The organism is Pseudomonadota bacterium, assembly GCA_023229365.1.
Taxonomy (GTDB): Bacteria; Myxococcota_A; Polyangia; order JAAYKL01; family JAAYKL01; genus JALNZK01.
Window position 1 is genome coordinate 1 of record JALNZK010000109.1, and the last position, 18,060, is coordinate 18,060.

Sequence of the window (18,060 nt, forward strand, 5' to 3'; positions counted from 1 at the left end):
GATGAAGGCCTACGTGCCCGCGAGCATCGCGTTTCGTCAGGGCATCTTCGACGTCGAGTTCCCGCCCGGCACGTTCCGACCGCCGCTCACGCGGCCGATTCCGATACCCGACTCCTCCTGACTCTCCTTCGCTGAAGTCGAAGCGAACCTCCTACCTCGTCTCGGAGGACTCGGAATCGCACTAGAGCTCGCGCTGTTCCCGCTCGAGACGACGCACCGATCCGTTCGAACACCTTCCTCGTGCAGAGCCGACTCGCCCGACCCTATCGAAACCAGGCTCGACACGCGTTCGTCGTTCGTAGAGCTGCCAACCGCGACGTTTAGTCGCTCGCCGTCACGACCGTCCGCCTGGAACTTACCGACCACTTCCCGATACGTTCGGGGAGAGTACTGGTATCTCTACGGCAGTATTGGGCAGTATTGGGGTATTGGCAGTATTGGGGTATCTCTACGGCAGTATTGGGGTATTGGGGGTATTGGGGTATTGGGTATTGGCAGTATTGGCAGTATTGGGGTATTGGGGCTCCGGCGCGATCGTAGACCTTCGACTTGGAGATGATGAACCGCGCCGAAGCGCGAAGGTGGGTGTGGGAAAACTGCGGTCTCGCCTACGGGGCCTTCTTGCCGGCGCCTTCCTTGGCCTTGTTCTCGGCCTCGATGATCGCCTTCAGCTCCTCCGGGGTCGCCGGCGGCGGGCAGTCGAGGCACTCGTGGCCCTGGTAGTCGAGCACGCCGTCGGGATCCATGAAGCCGACCGCCGACTGCTGCGCGAAGCGGCCCGTGATCTTGTACTTGTGGCCGACCTTCCAGTCCCAGACGATCGGGACGAGGAACTCGCCGAGCTCCGTCACCTTGCTCGGATCCGCGGCGATCGCCCGGGCGTCCTCCATCTCCTTGAAGCTCTGGGCGAAGCCCACGACCGGCATGAGCCGCTTGTCGAGCGTCTCCTTGGGATCGTCCGCGAGGTAGATGTGCGGCATCTCGACGCGGCACGGCGCACCCTCGGCGCACACGGGTTTCTCGTACATCTTCGCGAGGTACCCCGTGACCGTGATCGTCGTGTCGAACGCCTTCTCCCGGGACTTGCGCGCGCCGAACACCGAGTACGAGCTGTCGCCGTACGTCAAAGGCACGTTGGGCACCGGGATCTTCGGCACCGGCGGGAGGTTCGCCTTGTACGTCTCGATCTTCTCGACGTCCACCTTCGGGCCCTTCGCCTGCTTCTCGCACGCGGGGAAGGCCAGGAGGGCGACCAGGACCACCGCAACGCACGCAGACATCCGCTTCATGGGGTCAGCTCCTTTGGTTGCGCAAACTGCCGCGAATCGCCGGGGAATGTACCACAGCCCAGCGGGTGGGTTCAATCAGCGACGGCGGCAATCGCGGAGACGGCCCCAAAGCCCCTTCGTCAAAAAGTCTGCATGACTCCGAAGACCAGCTTGAAAGGCTCCCGGCTCTTCTTCGCGATCGTCCCGTCGGCCTGCTCCACTTGCCTCTCGCGTTCAAGAGGAGTGATGGGAAAGGCGAAATCGAACGCGAACACCTGCTGCTGGACTCCGAGCGCGAGGACGTGGGCGCGCAGCCCGTAGCCGACCTCCGTGAACACTCGATCACCCCGGAAGAGCCCGTCGTACCCGTCGGCCCGGGAAATGGTCCCTCCTCCGACGAACAAGACCCCCTGGAACCGGTCGAGCCACGAGAAGAGCGGCGCCTTGACGTAGCCCGCGTCGAGGATGGTGTGGCGGTACTCGACGACGGCGTAGAAGCCGATTCTCCCATAGGTTTCGGCGACGTCGAAACCCTTCAGGATCTCGCGAACGGACAGGGCCTGGAGCTGTGCCGCCGCGGGCTGTCCCGCGAGCAGCATCGCGCCCGCGGACAACGCGAAGGTATGGCGGATCGCCGGGGAGAAGACACCGGTGTAGTTGGCGTGCAGCCGGCCCACCTGGACCGCGTTGCCGCTCGCGTCGGCGCCGAGCGTGTAGACGCCCGTGATCCAGAGCGAATAGCCGTGCAGCGGATCGTAGACGTACACGCGGTCGTCGCGGAACAGCGAGAAGCTCACGGAGCCGACCGTGGCCGCGAACCTGGTCTCCTCGGGGATCTCCGGGCCCGCGTCTTCGACCTCCCTGTACCGCGAGACTCCGAGAGCCGGGCCGTAGAACCATCTCCTCGCATTCAGGGTCCGCTTCGGGCCGAACGATCGGTAGTAGAGGACCTCGCCGCCCCAGCTCCTGGGCGTGAAGGCGCCGTTCGCCGCGACCGCATTGGTGAGGTCGTACTTTCTCCGAAACAGAAGCCCCATGTTGACGTAGGGATCGCCGGCCCTCAGGTCACCGGAAACCCCCGCTCGAACCAGTATCGGCGGTCTCAGGGGGAGACGGTGGAAGTTGTCGGCGAGCGGGTGCTCGTCCGACAGCTCCGGCGCCTCCACGAGCCTTCCCTTGGGGTCGATCACGACGTTGTCCAAAGGGGCGTTCGATGTCCATTCCACGAATCCGGATCCGCCTCGGCCTTTCCAGGTCGCCACGTGGCGGGCGCCGCTCTCGTCCTCGAGCTCCACCTTCACGGGCTCGATGACGGAATCCCCGTCCCGAATCACCTCGACCCTGTGCAGAACCCTGCCGCCCTCGGCCTTCTCGTCCTCGACGGAGCCGAGCCGGTAGTTCATCCTCGGATAGTCGCCGTACCATTGTTCGAAGAACCGGTTCGCACCGCGGCCGAGCGGCCTTCTCACCACCGTCCTGAAAGGCCTGTCGCTCCCCAGAAGCTCTCTCACGATCTCGTCCGTCGCCGCGGGCCCGAGCAGATCCTTCAGCTTGCCCAGGATCCGCTTGCCTCTCGGCAGGCGGTTCGTGGATCGCCACGGCTCGTCGCGCAGAGGATCGGGCTCCTCGATCGACTGGTAGTAGACATCGAGAAAAGGGACCTGCGGCGCATAGAGCAGGTTGTCGACCGTGGGCACGAAGCTGGCAAAGCCCACGAGGTCCTTGACGGTGCGCGATCCCTTGTGAATCTCCCTCGTGTAGCGCTCCGCGAAATGGGAGCCGATCAGGTCGGCCACGACGTAGCGATCCGACGGAGCCTCTTTGGCGTCCAAGCTCGGCCAGGTGAGCGCGGCGGCCGCGGCGCGCGCCAGGGCCAGGTCGTGGAACCAGAGCGCCGCATCGACGGGAACGAGCTGCCAGATGCGGTCGGAAACCAGCACCGGACCGGGACCGAGCTGAACCAGGTGGTCCCATGCGGGGATGCTGACGAGCACCACGCGGTCGGCGAGCTCGCACCCGGGCGCGACCTCGCGGATCATAGCCTCGGTGTTTCCCACGACCTCGAACACCCGGCCCGAGACGCTGAAGGTCCCCTCGTCCTTCAAGCCGCTCGGCAGGGCCCCCTGGTCGCCCCGGGTCTCCTTCCAGCCGAGCGCCTTCTTGTTGAGCGCCCTGTGCACGTGGACCACCTTGCCCCAGGCGAAGCTCTTCTCGTCCACCTCCATCCTGTCCATCGCCACGAGCACGAGCTCTTCGGTCTTCAAGCCCTTGGCCTCGATGGTCCTCGCGTTCGCTTCCCATGGAAAAACGACGTCGTGAAGCACGGCGCCCATGCCTTTGGGAAGGGCGACCCGGACGTCGGCCTCCATCACGTCCGAAGGAAGCGAGGTGTCCCGCCCGGTCAGGTCCGCCATCGGCCTCGGGAACCAGCCCCCGCCGAGTGAGACGACGCCTCTCGATCTGCCGAACCTGCCCCTGCGCTTCGGCACGGTCAGGCGGAAGCGCAGATCGAGCACCCCGGCCGCGCCGGCGGCGAGCGTCGTGCCGAGGCGCACCTCGGCTATCACTCTGTTCGATTGAATCCCGGAGCCGGGCAAGCCCTCCTTCAGGACGCTGCCGGCCGGAAGATCGACGCCGTTCCACTTCGGCCCGCTGATCTCGAGGCCGCCTCGGCTCTCTCCGGCAGGGTAGATCCAGCGGACCAACCGGTCGTCGAGCGCGTCGGACACCTCCTCGAACCTGTTCGGATAGAGCCACAGGGGGATGGTGTCGATCGCCGCACCCGTGTCATTGACGATTCGGATCGAAATGACGCCGTCGAGCGTCTCGCCGTCTTCCGAAAGCGACGCGTCGATGACGACCTTCTGCGCCGGGCCGATCTCGTCCGCGGCCAAGGCGCCGTTCTGGACCAGCAGCCCTGCGCAGAGCAGGGCCGAGATCAAGGGTGTGCGGCGTGCAGTCGACATCAACCGGGCTCATCGCGTTCTTCCAGAAAAGCCGGAAATCGGAATGTGCGAGGTACGAAGAGAACCTAAGGCTGGGGGCCGAGGCCCGCAAGGGAGCCCCGTTCAAAACTCCGCGGAGCCCGGCGTGCGGGCGAACGGGATCACGTCGCGGATGTTCTGCATGCCGGTGACGTACATGAGCGCGCGCTCGAAGCCGAGCCCGAACCCGGCGTGCGGCACGCCGCCGTACCGGCGCAGATCGAGGTACCACCAGTAGTCTTCCTTCTCGAGGCCGAACCGCGCGATCTGCGCCTCGAGCGCGGCGAGCCGCTCCTCTCGCTGCGAGCCGCCGATGATCTCGCCCACGTGCGGCACGAGGAGATCCATCGCCGCGACGGTCTTCCCGTCGTCGTTCGCGCGCATGTAGAATGCCTTGATCTCCTTGGGGTAGTCGATCAGGAACAGCGGCCTGCCCACGACCTCCTCGGTCAGGTACCGCTCGTGCTCGGACTGCAGATCCGCGCCCCAGTGCACCGGGAATTCGAACTTCCGGTCCGCCTTCTCGAGCCGGCCGACCGCCTCGGTGTACGTCATCGCCTCGAACGACGCCGCCACGAGCGCCTCGAGCCTCGCGCGCAGCCCCTTCTCGATGAGCTCGTCGAAGAAGTCGACCTCCTCCGGGCACCTCTCGAGCACGGCGCGCACGATCGAGCGGATGAACTCCTCGGCGAGCGCCATGTCCCCGCGCAGATCGCAGAACGCCATCTCCGGCTCGATCATCCAGAACTCGGCCGCGTGGCGCGAGGTGTTGGAGTTCTCGGCGCGGAACGTCGGGCCGAACGTGTAGACGTTACGGAACGCGAGCGCGAACACCTCGGCCTCGAGCTGCCCGCTCACCGTCAGCGCCGCCGGCTTGCCGAAGAAGTCCTGCGAGAAGTCGACCGCGCCGTCGAGGAGCGGCGGCGACTTGGGATCGAGGCAGGTGACGCGGAACATCTGGCCCGCGCCCTCGGCGTCCGAGGTGGTGATGATCGGCGCGTGCACCTGGATGAAGCCGCGCGCGTCGAAGAAGCTGTGGATGGCCATCTGGAGCGCGTGCCGCACGCGGAACACGGCGCCGAAGGTCCGCGCCCGTGGCCGCAGGTGCGCGATCGTCCGCAGGAACTCGAACGAGTGGCGCTTCTTCTGCAGCGGGTAGTCGGGCGCGCAGTCGCCCACCAGCGTGACGCGCTCGGCCTGGAGCTCCACGCGCTGGCCCTTGGCCGGGGACGCGACGAGCTCGCCCTCGATCCGCACCGCGGCGCCGAGGCCGATCCCGGACGCGATCCCGAAGTCCGCCGTTCCCTCTACGACGACCGCCTGGAGGTTGCCCATCGAGGATCCGTCGTTCAGCTCGAGGAAGGCGACGCCCTTGCTCTGGCGCGCCGTGCGCACCCACCCCTCGACGACGACGCCCGCGCGCGGCGCCTCGGAACCCAGGATCTGCTTGATCGTCTCGGTCATAACCAAAACTTAGTAGAGCAAACGGGCGGGCCGGTCAAACCCGCCCTCACCCCCCATGACGCCTTCCTCTTCCGCATCACCCTCTCCCGCCGGGAGAGGGCCGGGGTGAGGGCTTCCCATGTCCACCGCGCCGCGATATCTTCCTTTCATGAGCGACACCACGTGCCCGGGCTGCGGCCTCGCCTACGACCTGACGTCGTACCGCCCCGGCCAACGGTGCCGGTGCCGCTGCGGGCAGGTGCTCATCGCGCCGGACGCCGCCCCGCCACCGAAGATCGCGCGCACGATCCACTGCTCGGCGTGCGGCGGCAACCTCGCCCCGGGCCGGCCCGACTGCCCGTACTGCAACGCCCTCGTCGACCTGACCGACGCGCGGATGACCACCTACTGTTGCGCCTGCCTGTCGATGAACAAGGAGGGCGCCGCGTACTGCTCCGACTGCGGCGCGCCGATCGTCGAGGCGGTCGAGGCGCCGGAGCCGACGGAGGCCGAGTGCCCGAGGTGCCGCGCGCTCCTGCGCCGAAGGGACGTCCTGGGTTACAAGCCGCTCGAGTGCCCGATGTGCTGCGGCCTGTTCGTCGCATCGTCCGAGCTCGAGTCGCTCATCGAGGAGCAGAAGGACAAGGGCGAGATCGCCACGGTGACGCGCCAAGCACCCGAGCGCGCCTCTCTCGTGATCGAGGATGTCGCGTACCTCAAGTGCCCTCTGTGCGAGACGAGGATGAACCGCGTGAACTACGGCCGTCTGTCCGGCGTGATCATCGACACCTGCAAGGCGCACGGGCACTGGCTCGACCCGGGCGAGCTCGAGAAGATCGCGCGATGGGTCGCCACGGGCGGGCTCGAGAAGCTGCGCAAGCGGGAGGTGGAGGAGCTGCGCGCCGAGCGGGAGCGGCTCTCCTCCGCGCAGATCGCGGCGGCAGCGGCGCCCTCCCGGGTGTCCGGTTACGAGTTCGACGCCGGCTTCTGGGGCGGCTGGGCGATCGCGCGCATCCTGCGCGGCCTGTTCGGCTGAGACAATTATCGGTCTTTGAGATCACAGGCGGTGATATCAAACCGGTTCTTGCACCTTGCCATCCAACTTGAAGTCGCATTTTGCGACCTCAAGATCCACTTCGCCGAGCCCACGCTCTGGTTGAATTATCTTTAAGGTACCAAATTGGCACCTTAAACGCAGATCAGGTGACCTTGTCGCCCGGCTCGAGGGCGGCGTCGAACGTCGCGGCGCAGAGGCGCTTCTTGCCGCCGCCGCTCGCGGCGAGCACCATCCCCTCGGAGAGGCCGAACTTCATCTGCCGCGGCTTGAGGTTCGCGACGACGATCACCTTCCGCCCGACGAGCTTCGCGGGGTCCGGGTACGCGGCGCGGATCCCGGCGAAGATCTGCCGCAGCCTTCCTTCGCCGAGGTCGATCATCAGGCGCACGAGCTTGTCCGCACCCTCGACGAGGCCGCCTTCGCGGATCACGCCGACGCGCAGATCCGCCTTCGCGAACTCGTCGATCGTGATCTCCGGCCCGATCGGCTGCTCGAGCGTCGTCAAGCTCGCCGTAGCCTTGGCGGAGGCGGCCACGTCCAGAGCGGCCAGGTCGATCCTCGGAAACTTCGGCACCTCGCCCGAGAGCACGTACCCCGGCTTCAAGCCGCCGAACGCGGCGAGCTCGGCGAACGGCGCCGACCCGTCGAGCGGCCGCGCCTCGCCGAGGTAGTCGAGGATCTCGCGGCACTTGCGCGGCATGACGGGCGAGAGGAGCACGGCGGCGATCCGCACGACCTCGAGCGCCGTGTACAGCACGAGCTCGAGCTCGGCGCGCTTGTCCGGCTGCTTGGCGAGCTTCCAGGGCTCCTTCTGCGTGATGAAGACGTCCGCGGCCCCGATCGCCGCCCGCACGTCCTCGATCGCCGTGTGGAAGGCGCGCGCTTCGAACAGCTCCGCGTACCTCTCGACCGCGGCCCGGGTACGGCCCGCCGGCTCGGTCGCCGCGGCGGCCGCCGGGAGCTCGGGGAGCGCTCCGCCCAGGTACTTGCCCACCATCGACGCCGTGCGCGACAGGAGGTTGCCGAGCCCGTTCGCGAGCTCCGCGTTGTACCTTTCGACGAACAGCTCGTACGTGAAGCTCGAGTCGGTGCCGAACTTCATCTCGCGGAAGAAGAAGTAGCGCAGCGCCTCGATGCCGCCGTGCTCCTGGAACCGCTCGTCGAACTCGAGCGGCCGCACGACGTTGCCGAGCGACTTGGACATCTTCGACTCGCCCGAGAGCCAGTACCCGTGCACGTCGAGCCGCTTCGGGAGCTCTATTCCGGCGGACATGAGCATGGTCGGCCAGTAGATCGCGTGCGTCTTCAGGATGTCCTTGGCGATGAGGTGGTTGCACACCGGCCAGTACCGGGCGCGGAGGTCGCCCTGCGGCGACGCCGCGAGCGCGGACGGGTAGTTGAGCAGCGCGTCGTACCACACGTACGTCACGAACTTGTCGTCGAACGGCAGGTCGATGCCCCACGAGAGCCGCGTCTTCGGCCGCGAGATGCACAGATCCTCGAGCTTCTGCCCGAGGAACGAGAGCACCTCGTTCTTGTACCGCTCCGGTCGGATCCGGATCTCGTCCGCCTCGATCGCGGCGCGGAGCCGATCCTGGTACTTGCCCATGCGGAAGAAGTAGTTGGACTCCTTCACCTCCGCGGGCTTCGTCTTGTGATCCGGGCACATCCCGTCCACGAGCTCCGACAGGTTCATGTGCCGCTCGCACCCGACGCAATAGAGGCCGGTGTACTCGGCGAAGTAGATGTCGCCCGACGCGTGCACCTGCCGCAGGATCTCCCGGACGAACCGCTCGTGGCGCGGCTCCGTGGTGCGGATGAAGTCGTCGTTGTCGATCCCGAGTGCGGCCCAGGTGTCCTGGAACTTCTGCGACACGCGGTCGACGAGCGCCTGGGCCGTGATCCCCTGCTTGTCGGCGACCTGCTGGATCTTCTCGCCGTGCTCGTCCGTGCCGGTGAGGAAGTAGACGTCGTCGCCCATCATCTTGTGGAACCGCTTGAGCGTGTCCGCGAGCACCGTCGTGTACAGGTGGCCGATGTGCGGCTCCGCGTTGACGTAGTAGATGGGCGTCGTGAAGTAGACCGTTCGACCCATGGCGTCCCTCCGAAACGGAAAAGGCGGCACGAAAAGGCCGCCTTTGCGTGAGATCCTCGTTTTGGGTGGCGGGGGAGAGACTTGAACTCTCGACCTGTGGGTTATGAATCCACCGCTCTAGCCAGCTGAGCTACCCTGCCACGGGCGCCAAATTGTCTAAGGGAAAACCCGCTTGGGGTCAAGTCGGGAGGGGCGTCACGCCTTCTTGGCTTTGAACACGTGGTACGTCGCGCCGGCCAGCGCCGCGCCGACGAGCGGCGCCACCCAGAACAGCCAGAGCTGCTGGAGCGCCCAGCCGCCGACGAAGATCGCCTGGCTCGTGGACCGCGCAGGGTTCACGGAGGTGTTCGTCACCGGGATGCTGATGAGGTGGATGAGCGTCAGGCAGAGGCCGATCGCGACAGGCGCCAGACCGGCCGGCGCGCGCGGATCGGTCGAGCCGAGGATGACGATCAGGAAGATGTAAGTCAGCACGGCCTCGGCGATGAGCGCCGCGACCATGGAGTACCCGCTCGGCGAGTGCTCGCCGTAGCCGTTCGCCGCGAAGCCCCCGATGTCCTTGAAGTCGGCCTGGCCCGACACGATCGCGTAAAGGACCGCGGCGCCGATCGTCGCGCCCACGAGCTGCGCGATCACGTAGGCCGGCAGCTCCTTGGCCGGAAACCGGCCGCCGACGACCAGGCCGAGCGACACGGCCGGGTTCAGGTGGCAGCCGGAGATGTGGCCGATGGCGAACGCCATGGTCAGCACCGTGAGCCCGAACGCGAGGGCGACGCCCACGTAGCCGATCCCGACGTCCGGGATACCGCAGGCCAGCATCGCGGCGCCGCAACCGCCGAACACGAGCCAGAACGTCCCGATGAGCTCGGCGAACGACCTCTTCATCAATGACATGACGTCACTCCCCTTTCGGTTCGGTCGGTTCGAAACGGCGACTACTTCGCGCCGGTCATCTCGACGTAGGCGGCGCGCGACGGCTGATCCTGCGCGATGTCGTAGAGCAGCGCCTGGTACGCCTCCTCGGTCCAGCCGTTCGCCTGGAGCTGGGCCGCGGCCTGCTCCTGCTTCTGCTCGTCGGAGAGGGCCGCGTCGTTCAGCACCTTGTAGAGGCCGACCGCCTTCTCGATCTCCGCCTGCGGGACCGCCGGCGCCGGCGCCTTCGGGATCTCGGCGACCGGGGCCAGCATCGGCGCCGGCTTGTCGGGCTCGGCCGGCGGCGGCGCCGGCTCGCTGCAACCGGCGACCAGAACGAGGAACAACGCGGTCATCGAAACGCACATGACGGTTTTCATGTTCATTCTCCTGTCATCGGCTCAGTGGCCGCCCTTGCCTTCCTGCTTGCCCTTGCCCCCGGGCTGTCCCTTGCCCTCGGGCTGACCCTTGTCCTCGATCTTGCCCTTGTCGTCCGGCTTCCCGGCCTCGTCGGGCTTGCCCTTGTCGTCCGGCTTCCCGGCCTCGTCGGGCTTGCCCTTGTCGTCCGGCTTCCCGGCCTCGTCGGGCTTGCCCTTGTCGTCCGGCTTCCCGGCCTCGTCGGGCTTGCCCTCGCCGCCCTTCCTCACCTTGGGCTTCTTCTCCCAGTCCTCGTGCACGCACGCCACGAGCTCCGTGCCCCTCTTGCCCTGCGCGAGGCACGCGTGGACCACGTCCGAGAGCCCGTGATCCCTCGTGCGCTCCTGCGCCTGCTTCCTGAAGTGCCTCGCGACCTCCACGGCCGCCTCGGGCTCCGCCTTGTCTTCCTTCATCTTCCGGAGGGATTTCCCGATCTCCTCCTCGGTCGCGCCGGCCCTCACGGCGCCTTCGACCTCCTGGGGGAGCTCCGCCGTGGCCTTCAAGACGGTCAGCTTCAGGGTGTCCTTCACCACGATGTCCGTCTTGGCCGCCCCTGCCGGCGACGCCGCCAGGAACACGATGAGAAGCGGGCACACTGCTCTCCACATACCGTACCTCCTTTGAAAATTCCTCGGACCGTATATTCTTCGACCATGTTCCCCCTTCTCGAGGAACTGTCAATCCGCGTGGTTGCGGTGTGGAAATGGAAAAAAATGTTTGTTAAGCTCCACCGGCATCCAAGGAAGCAAGGGAGCGCGAGCCACTGGACGCCGTGCCCCTCCACCGAGCAAGGGGGTTTGCATGAGTGAAGAGAAGAAGGACGGTGAGGGACAGGAGATCCCGCAGGGCGCCGACGAGTACCAGGACTACTCGCAGCAGGAAGGCGCCGAGGCCCAGGGCGATCCCCAAGCCATCCCGGAGGGCGCGGAGGGCGTCGAGGGCGCGGAGGGATATCCCGAGGGATATCCGGAAGGCACCTCGGAGGAGTATCCGGACGGCTACCCGGAAGGCTACGAGGCCTACCGCGGGCGCACCGGCGTGCCGGACTACGTCCCGGACGATCTCAGCCCGCCGGATCCCTCCCTCAAGGAGTCCAACAAGAGCGGCGCGATCAAGCTGATCGTGGGGATCGTGATCGTGCTCGCCATCGCCGGGATCGGCGTCTACCTCCTGATGGGCAGCCAGAAGGAGATCAAGGAGCACGAGACCGCGCGCGACGCCTACAAGGCGGCCAACCTCAAGGGCCAGGTCGCCTTCTGGAAGAAGGCCGGGATCGCCGTCTCCGCGGCCAAGGACGTCACGGACTTCAACAGGACCGTGATGGACTTCATGAAGGAGAAGACGAGGGTCCCGTTCGCGAAGATGCTCAAGGCCGAGGCGGTGCCGATCCTCGACGCCGCATTGCCCGACTACGAGGCGGTCAAGGCGCCGCCGGCGTACGCGGACAAGTACAAGGCCGTGCTCGACGCCTACAAGGCGATCAAGGACGCCTCGCTGGATCTCTCCGGGCAGCTGCTCATGATCGACGCGGCGCTGGACGCGCAGACGAAGCTCACGCGGAGGAGCGACGCCTGGTTCAACGCCCAGACCTGGGACGATCCGCAGTACCTCGGCGAGGCGTTCGCCTACTACAAGATGCTCGGCTGCCTGCTCGAACGCCCGATAGCAGACCTGAAGGCGCCGGAGCTCTCGATCAAGGTCGACGAGTCCTGCGCCGCCGACAAGATCGCATGGTACAAGCGCGTCGCCGTCGACTGCTTCCCTTTGCTCCTCGACGAGAAGGCGACCCCGGATGAGGCGTTCAAGGCGACGGTCGCCGCCTACAGGAAGACGGGCATCGAGGCCGCCAAGGCCACGCCGAAGCCCGAGGGGCCGGTGATCGACGAGCTCTCCATCGAGTCGGTCCGGGCGTGCTCCGAGGCGGCCCGCATGGAGCTCGAGGGCTCCCTCGCGACGAAGCTCAAGGCCACGTTCCTCGCCTACGAGAAGGCGAGCAAGGACTTCCTCGCCGCCAACAACGACGCGCTCGCCGGCAAGTAGCCGGCCTCACTTCTTCCTGTCGGCCTCCCCGCCGCCGCGCGCCGCGAAGACGAGCGCCGCGCCCGCGCCGACGAGAGCTGTCGCGATCCACGCAACGCCCCAGACGACCGTCGGCACCCCGGTCGCCTCGCCGAGCATCGCGGCGTCGGACCTGAGCTCGGGCCGCACGATGACGTCGCTGTAGATGTCGAGCACCGCGTAGCCGCACGAGGTGACGCCTATCACCTTGAGCGCGCCGTCGCTCACCGCCTCGGGCAGCCACTTCGCGACCGCGATCAGCGCCGCTGCGATCACGAGCCCGAACGCGAACCCGAACGGGTTCGAGAACGGGACGTACAGGATCGTCAGCGCCGCGAGCAGCGCGCCGAGGGCGGCCGCCGCGATCCTGTCGATCCGGGTGCGCGCCGCGACGAGCAGGATGACCGCGCCGAAGGCGAGGCTGCCGAGGTAGCCCGCCGAGTAGATCGCGACGGCCGAGCCGCCGCGGGTCGTCGCGAGCCCGCTCTCGTCCGGCAGGATCCGCAGGCTGTCAATCGATCCGCCGGTGGCGAGCGCCGCGAGGCCGTGGCTCGCCTCGTGGAAGAAGACGACGAGCACGCGCAGCGGCCAGACGACGACGGTGTCCCACAGGAGCGCGACGACGACGAAGATGCCGACCAGCACGGCGATCGTCTTCCAGTCGAGCTTTCTCTTGAAGCCGGTTGCGTTCACTGCCGCAGCGTATCGCGAACCTTGGGCGCGCGATAGGTTCTCAGGCTCCCGGAGATGCACCCGCGCAGGATCTGCGCGGGCTGGAGATTTGCGCGACGCTTCTGCTGCCGGATCGTCCCGCGCATGAATTGCGCGGGCTGGGTAAATCGCTGCTGAGTGGCAACCGTTTGCTTCTCGGTGGCAACCGTTTACCTCGCGACTGTTCTCAACCCCTCCCAGCCAGAAGCTCGATGTAGCGTTCCACTGATATCTTCATGTCGGAGACGAGGCCGCGGAGCGTTCCGGTCTTGAGCTCCTTGCGGTGCATGGGGATCACGCGACGAGCGAATCGATGTACACCTCGATCGCCTCGCGGGTCGCGTCCATCGCGTCGTCGAGGGTGTCTCCCTCGCTGTGGCAGCCCGGCAGGGCGGGGCAGAAGACGTGGTAGCCGCCGTCCGCCTCCTTCTCGAGGATGACCGTGTACCTGCGCTTCATCGACACCTCCCGACCCGGCGGAAATCGCCGCGCTCAGCGTAACGCGAAACGGGGCGGCGCGGTTGACCTTTTCGACGCGGTCCCGCAAGATTGCCTGGTGCTCTCAGACGCTCAGCTGCTCATCACCGGCGGTGCCGGGTTCATAGGCACTCGGCTCACGGAGCGGCTCGCGGGGAGCAACCGGATCGTCATCCTCGACACCCTGCACAGGAACGCGCTCGCGGCGGCCGGGCTCGACCGCCACCCGAACGTGCGGCTCGTCCGAGGCGACGTGCGCGACGCCGCCGCCGTCCGCGAGGCGATGCGCGGAGCGACCCACGTCGTGCACCTCGCGTCGATCGCCGGCGTCGACACGGTGATGCAGAACCCGCTCGAGACGATGGAGGTCGCGATCAAGGGCACGTTCAACGCGCTCGAGGCCGCGGCCGACTGCCCGGGGATCGAGCGCTTCGTCGACTTCTCGACGTCGGAGGTCTTCGGCACGTACGCGTTCCGCGTCAAGGAGGGCGACGCCACGTCCCTCGGCGCCGTGGGCGAGGCGCGCTGGACCTACGCGGTCTCGAAGCTCGCCACCGAGCACCTGTGCCACGTGACCCACCGCGCGAAGGGGCTCCGGGCGCTGACGATACGGCCGTTCAACATCTTCGGGCCCGGCCAGGTCGGCGAGGGCGCGATCCACCACTTCATCGTGCGCGCGCTCCGGGGCGAGCCGCTCGTGGTGCACAACGACGGCGATCAGATCCGCGCCTGGTGCTACATCGACGACATGGTGGACGGTCTTTTGCTCGCGCTGGTCCGCGAGGAGGCGATCGGCCTGACCTTCAACATCGGCAACCCCAGGACCGCGCTCACGGTCCACAACCTCGCGCACCTCGTCAAGCGGATGACCGGCTCCGCCTCCGAGATCGTCCACACGCCGTGGCCGTACGCGGACGTGGAACTCCGGATCCCGGACATCGGCCGGGCGCGCGAGGTGCTCGGCTTCGAGCCGCGCGTCGATCTGGAGGAGGGGCTGGCGCGGACGATCGCGTGGTACCGCAAGGACTGAGGAGGCGCCCATCCGCTCGACGGTCGAAAAGCTCGTGGCGAAGCTCGCCTCCCCCTCGGAGGCTCAGCGCGAGTCCGCGCTCGTCGCCCTGCAGGACAAGCCCGCGGCGCTCGTCGTCCCGGAGATCGTGCGCCTCCTGCTCGTGGACACCTCGTCCGAGGTGCACGCCGCGTGCCTGGATCTCCTCGAGCGGTTCGGCGCGGCGATCGATCTCAAGGCGACCCGCGCGGACGACTGGTTCGATCGGATCGGCGATCAGGTCGAGGGGTTCAAGGCGATCTCCGACCTGATGGGCGCGCGCGTCCTCGCCTACGCGATGATCCTCGGGCTGCAGATCCGATCGCTGAGCCGCGATCCGCACGTCCCGGCGAACACGACCGTGGAGTTCGAGAGCGGCGACGGCGAGCCCCAGGCCCTCGTGCTCGGGGAGTTCCGGCTCCGCGTGATCCAGGCGCTCCTCAAGAGGCGGCACGAGCCGCCGATCGTCGAGCTGCCCCTCGCGGACGACGACGCGGTGAGCATCATCGGCCCGACGGCGCTGCTCGTCGCGCCGCTGTTCGAACTCAAGCTCGAGACGCTGGTCGCCTCGCCGGAGACGCCGCAGCGGCTGATCGTCGGCTTCGTCTCGTCGGTCGGGATGAGCTACCTCGAGTGGCCGGCCTTCGAGGCGCTGATCCGGCAGCTCGTCGCGGGCGATCTCCACGACGTGCAGGGCGAGCCGTTCCAGCTCGATCTGACCGCGGTCGAAACGGCGCGCCGCGCCTCGGACCGGGGCGATCACGCCGCCGTCGTCCGCGTGCTCGAGAACTGGCCCGGGCTGCTCGCCGCCCTGCAGCGGACCCCGGTGGTCCGGCGGCTCACGGCGCAGCAGCTCCTGCTCATCGGCGAAGGGCTCCTCCTGCTCGGCGGCGCCTTCGAGGTCCAGGGCCGGCGCGTGTGGTCCGAGGAGCTGTACCGGCTCGGGCTGCAGCTCGTGCGCGAGGAGAACCCGTCGGCGGAGCTGTTCCTCCGCCTCGGCGTGCTCCTCATGTCCGCGGAGCGGTACGGCGAAGCGATCGGCCTGCTCCGCAGGGCCCAGGCGCTCGGCATCGGCGACGAGCGGGTGCTGCCCCCCCTCGGCCGCGCGCTCCTGCGCCGGGGCAGGAAGGTCTCGGCCGCGCTGATCCTGCAGAAGGCGAGCGACGCCGGCTTCGACGCGCCCGGGCTCGCGGAGGATCTCGCCGAGGTGCGGCGCGCGATCGAGGCGACCCCGGCCGGGTGGCTGCTCACCCTCTCGTGAGGCGACGATCGCCTCGCAACTGGCCTCGGGGCGCGGGATCGCGTAGGCTTTTCTTCGAGGAGGACGGATGAGAAAGAACTTCGTGCTCGACACCAACGTGCTGCTCCACGATCCGAACGCGATCTTCGCCTTCGAGGACAACCAGATCATCATCCCGATCTACGTCGTCGAGGAGATCGATCGCTTCAAGAAGGATCTGTCCGACCTCGGCCGGAACGCGCGCCAGATCTCCAGGATCCTCGACCGGCTGCGCTCGGGCGGCGAGAAGCTGTCCGACGGCGTGCCCGTGGAGGGGACGAACGGCGGAAGCCTGCGCGTGGCGTTCGCCCGGCAGGAGCTCCCGCCCGAGTTCGCGCTCGACGGGCACACCTCCGACAACCGGATCCTCGCGACCGCGTTGAGCGTCCAGCACGACGATCCGGAAACGCCGCTCATCTTCATCAGCAAGGACATCAACCTGCGCATCCGCGCCGCGGCGCTCGGCTTCCAGGTGATGGACTACACGACCGAGAGCGCCGACATCTCGGAGCTGTACAGCGGCGTTGTCGATCTCGCGGTCCCGGACGAGGCGATCCGCGGGCTGTACCAGGCCGGCGAGGCGGAGGTCTCGTCCATGGTCCAACCCACCGAGGACGATCCGGAGGCCGCGCCGCCGCCCAACGCCTTCCTCGTGCTCACCGGCATCGGCGGCCAGGGATCGGCGATCGCGCGCGTGCAGCCCGACGGCAAGACGATGCGGCTCGTCAAGGGCCAAGGTCCCACCGTCTGGGGGATCCGGCCGAGGAACAAGGAGCAGCACTTCGCGCTCGAGCTCCTGCTCGACCAGAACATCCGGCTCGTGACCCTCGTCGGGCGCGCCGGGACCGGCAAGACGCTGCTCGCGCTCGCGGCCGGCCTGCAGAAGACCGTCGAGGAGCAGCAATTCCAGCGCCTGCTCGTGTCGCGGCCCGTGTTTCCGCTCGGCCGGGACATCGGCTTCCTGCCAGGCGACGTCAACGACAAGCTCCGGCCGTGGATGCAGCCCGTGCACGACAACCTCGAGCTGCTGCTCGGCTTGACGCCGGCGGAGAAGCGCAAGGGCCGCTCGAGCGAGGAGATCTTCGACATGGATCTCGTCCACATCGAGCCCCTGACCTACATCCGCGGCCGCTCGATCCCGCGCCAGTTCATCCTCGTCGACGAGGCGCAGAACCTGACGCCGCACGAGGTGAAGACGATCATCACGCGCGCCGGCGACGACACCAAGATCGTGCTGACCGGCGATCCGTACCAGATCGACAACCCGTTCCTCGACTCGACCAACAACGGCCTCGTCCACGTGGTCGGCAAGTTCCGCGACGAGGCGATCGCGGGGCACGTGACGCTCACGAAGGGAGAGCGCTCGGAGCTCGCCGAGCGCGCGGCGCAGCTGCTCTGATGGCTCTCCTGCGCGCCCGCGCCCTCGCGACGGCGCTCTGCATCGCCTGCAGCCCGAGCCCCCCGCCCGAGCCCGCGGCCCGACCGACGATCGCAACGAACGCCGAGCCGACCCCGCCGGCCCCCGAGGAGCCGGCCGCCCGGGCCCGCCGCGCGCACGCCGAGGCGCTCGTGCTCGACGCGCACTGCGACGCGTTGATGCGGGCGGTCGACGAGGGCGTCGACCTCACGGTGCGCAATCCCGAGGGCCACGTCGACCTGCAGAAGCTCCACGACGGCGGCGTGGACGCGCAGGTCTTCGCCCTGTGGGCCGATCCGGACGAGTGGAAGGGAAAGTACGGCCAGCGCCTCGACGCGATGTTCACGGCGTACGACGAGATGATCGAGCGGAGCGCCGGCGGGTTCGTGCGCGCCACGACCGCGGACGACGCCGAGCGGGCGGCGAAGGACGGGAAGATCGCCGCGTTCCTCGCCCTCGAGGGAGCCTACGCGATCGACGGCGATCCCAAGGCGCTGCCCGCCCTGCGCGAGCGGGGGGTCGCCTACGTGACGCTCACGTGGTGGCACAACACCTCCTTCGCGGACGGATCGGGCGCCAAGCCGCGGTGGCACGGGCTCAACGGGCGGGGCCGGGCGCTCGTCCGCGAGCTGAACCGCCTCGGCATGATCGTCGACGTCTCGCACGCGTCGGACGAGACGTTCTACGACGCGCTCGAGGCGACGACCGCGCCGGTGATCGCCTCGCACTCGGGGGCGCGCGCGGTCGCGGACCACCACCGCAACCTCGCCGACGACATGCTCCGCGCGCTCGCGAAGAACGGCGGCGTGGTCGGCATCGACTTCGTCGCCGGGTTCCTCGACGCGGAGAACGGGAAGGCGTCGGAGGCGCTCCGCAAGGCGCTCGCGCCGCAGT

The 18,060-nt window shown here is 67.8% G+C and carries 15 protein-coding genes and 1 tRNA gene; 6 read left to right on the forward strand and 10 right to left on the reverse strand.

Features of this window, described 5'->3' with window-relative positions; genetic code table 11:
- Positions 1-608: 608 nt before the first annotated feature.
- From M0R80_25335 to asnS, 3 genes are all read right to left on the reverse strand, one after another.
- Entirely contained in the window at positions 609-1,289 is a 681-nt protein-coding gene (locus M0R80_25335; GenBank protein MCK9462960.1) for a hypothetical protein, read from the reverse strand.
- Positions 1,290-1,408: 119 nt separating this feature from the next.
- Positions 1,409-4,234 (reverse strand): hypothetical protein, encoded by a 2,826-nt coding sequence (locus M0R80_25340; GenBank protein MCK9462961.1) that lies wholly within the window; start codon positions 4,232-4,234, stop codon positions 1,409-1,411.
- Between the two features lie 102 nt (positions 4,235-4,336).
- Positions 4,337-5,716, reverse strand: coding sequence for an asparagine--tRNA ligase (gene asnS / locus M0R80_25345; protein MCK9462962.1), 1,380 nt, complete (start codon positions 5,714-5,716; stop codon positions 4,337-4,339).
- A gap of 148 nt (positions 5,717-5,864) precedes the next feature.
- Here asnS and M0R80_25350 point away from each other — a divergent pair, with 148 nt between their 5' ends.
- On the forward strand, positions 5,865-6,731 hold the full coding sequence (locus M0R80_25350; GenBank protein ID MCK9462963.1) for a zf-TFIIB domain-containing protein: 867 nt from the start codon (positions 5,865-5,867) through the stop codon (positions 6,729-6,731).
- A 163-nt stretch (positions 6,732-6,894) separates the two neighbouring features.
- Here M0R80_25350 and metG read toward each other — a convergent pair whose 3' ends face one another.
- From metG to M0R80_25375, 5 genes are all read right to left on the reverse strand, one after another.
- On the reverse strand, positions 6,895-8,847 hold the full coding sequence (gene metG / locus M0R80_25355) for a methionine--tRNA ligase (protein MCK9462964.1): 1,953 nt from the start codon (positions 8,845-8,847) through the stop codon (positions 6,895-6,897).
- 66 nt (positions 8,848-8,913) lie between these two features.
- Positions 8,914-8,987 (reverse strand) — tRNA-Met (locus tag M0R80_25360).
- 55 nt (positions 8,988-9,042) lie between these two features.
- Entirely contained in the window at positions 9,043-9,741 is a 699-nt protein-coding gene (aqpZ, locus tag M0R80_25365) for an aquaporin Z (protein MCK9462965.1), read from the reverse strand.
- A gap of 41 nt (positions 9,742-9,782) precedes the next feature.
- Complete coding sequence (locus tag M0R80_25370) at positions 9,783-10,139, reverse strand: hypothetical protein (GenBank protein ID MCK9462966.1); 357 nt, start codon at positions 10,137-10,139, stop codon at positions 9,783-9,785.
- Positions 10,140-10,160: 21 nt separating this feature from the next.
- Positions 10,161-10,784 (reverse strand): hypothetical protein, encoded by a 624-nt coding sequence (locus tag M0R80_25375; protein MCK9462967.1) that lies wholly within the window; start codon positions 10,782-10,784, stop codon positions 10,161-10,163.
- A 193-nt stretch (positions 10,785-10,977) separates the two neighbouring features.
- Here M0R80_25375 and M0R80_25380 point away from each other — a divergent pair, with 193 nt between their 5' ends.
- The gene (locus M0R80_25380; GenBank protein MCK9462968.1) at positions 10,978-12,216 is read left to right on the forward strand and encodes a hypothetical protein; all 1,239 of its coding nucleotides are present in this window, start codon (positions 10,978-10,980) and stop codon (positions 12,214-12,216) included.
- 6 nt (positions 12,217-12,222) lie between these two features.
- Here M0R80_25380 and M0R80_25385 read toward each other — a convergent pair whose 3' ends face one another.
- Positions 12,223-12,927 carry a M50 family metallopeptidase gene (locus tag M0R80_25385; protein ID MCK9462969.1) on the reverse strand — a complete coding sequence of 235 codons (705 nt, stop codon included), beginning with the start codon at positions 12,925-12,927 and terminating at the stop codon, positions 12,223-12,225.
- Positions 12,928-13,239: 312 nt separating this feature from the next.
- Positions 13,240-13,404, reverse strand: coding sequence for a type II toxin-antitoxin system HicB family antitoxin (locus M0R80_25390; protein MCK9462970.1), 165 nt, complete (start codon positions 13,402-13,404; stop codon positions 13,240-13,242).
- 97 nt (positions 13,405-13,501) lie between these two features.
- On the opposite strand from M0R80_25390, the gene M0R80_25395 reads away from it, so the two are divergent.
- The 4 genes from M0R80_25395 to M0R80_25410 all read left to right on the forward strand — a co-directional run.
- On the forward strand, positions 13,502-14,452 hold the full coding sequence (locus M0R80_25395; GenBank protein MCK9462971.1) for an NAD-dependent epimerase/dehydratase family protein: 951 nt from the start codon (positions 13,502-13,504) through the stop codon (positions 14,450-14,452).
- A 34-nt stretch (positions 14,453-14,486) separates the two neighbouring features.
- A complete protein-coding gene (locus M0R80_25400) occupies positions 14,487-15,731 on the forward strand; it encodes a hypothetical protein (protein MCK9462972.1) in 1,245 nt (414 codons plus the stop codon).
- Positions 15,732-15,798: 67 nt separating this feature from the next.
- A complete protein-coding gene (locus tag M0R80_25405; protein MCK9462973.1) occupies positions 15,799-17,148 on the forward strand; it encodes a PhoH family protein in 1,350 nt (449 codons plus the stop codon).
- Positions 17,148-18,060: membrane dipeptidase (locus tag M0R80_25410; GenBank protein ID MCK9462974.1), on the forward strand; the 913-nt coding region annotated here is incomplete at its 3' end. The genes M0R80_25405 and M0R80_25410, both read left to right, overlap by 1 nt.

Coding starts and splice junctions, on each gene's coding strand:
- M0R80_25335 (MCK9462960.1), bottom strand. CDS start 1,289: ATGAAGCGGATGTCTGCGTGCGTTGCGGTGGTCCTGGTCGCCCTCCTG.
- M0R80_25340 (MCK9462961.1), bottom strand. CDS start 4,234: ATGTCGACTGCACGCCGCACACCCTTGATCTCGGCCCTGCTCTGCGCA.
- asnS (MCK9462962.1), bottom strand. CDS start 5,716: ATGACCGAGACGATCAAGCAGATCCTGGGTTCCGAGGCGCCGCGCGCG.
- M0R80_25350 (MCK9462963.1), top strand. CDS start 5,865: ATGAGCGACACCACGTGCCCGGGCTGCGGCCTCGCCTACGACCTGACG.
- metG (MCK9462964.1), bottom strand. CDS start 8,847: ATGGGTCGAACGGTCTACTTCACGACGCCCATCTACTACGTCAACGCG.
- aqpZ (MCK9462965.1), bottom strand. CDS start 9,741: ATGTCATTGATGAAGAGGTCGTTCGCCGAGCTCATCGGGACGTTCTGG.
- M0R80_25370 (MCK9462966.1), bottom strand. CDS start 10,139: ATGAAAACCGTCATGTGCGTTTCGATGACCGCGTTGTTCCTCGTTCTG.
- M0R80_25375 (MCK9462967.1), bottom strand. CDS start 10,784: ATGTGGAGAGCAGTGTGCCCGCTTCTCATCGTGTTCCTGGCGGCGTCG.
- M0R80_25380 (MCK9462968.1), top strand. CDS start 10,978: ATGAGTGAAGAGAAGAAGGACGGTGAGGGACAGGAGATCCCGCAGGGC.
- M0R80_25390 (MCK9462970.1), bottom strand. CDS start 13,404: ATGAAGCGCAGGTACACGGTCATCCTCGAGAAGGAGGCGGACGGCGGC.
- M0R80_25405 (MCK9462973.1), top strand. CDS start 15,799: ATGAGAAAGAACTTCGTGCTCGACACCAACGTGCTGCTCCACGATCCG.